This is a genomic window from Pseudomonas sp. HY13-MNA-CIBAN-0226, from assembly GCF_040310305.1.
GTDB classification, from domain to species: Bacteria; Pseudomonadota; Gammaproteobacteria; order Pseudomonadales; family Pseudomonadaceae; genus Aquipseudomonas; species Aquipseudomonas gregormendelii.
Genome location: NZ_JBEOPS010000680.1, coordinates 1 through 232, shown reverse-complemented (window position 1 = coordinate 232; position 232 = coordinate 1). Strand labels below are relative to the sequence as shown.

The window sequence follows — 232 nt, the reverse complement described above, 5'->3', positions numbered from 1 at the left end:
GCATACCCATGCTCCGCGCCAGCGCGATGATCACCCGGACAATCGCCACGTCATCCTCATCCCACGGCAACCCGGCGACGAAGCCCTGATCGATCTTGAGTTTCTGCACCGGCAGGCGCTTGAGCCGCAGCAACGACGAATAGCCGGTGCCGAAATCATCGATGGCCAGACGCACACCCAGTTCGCGCAAGCGATGCATTTGTTCCAGCGCCACTTCCGGATCATCCATCAC

General features: G+C 60.8%; 1 protein-coding gene. It reads right to left on the bottom strand.

Annotated elements, in window-relative coordinates; all coding sequences use genetic code 11:
- On the bottom strand, positions 1-232 hold a 232-nt coding region (locus tag AAEZ05_RS30410), incomplete at both ends, for an EAL domain-containing protein (RefSeq protein ID WP_350650407.1).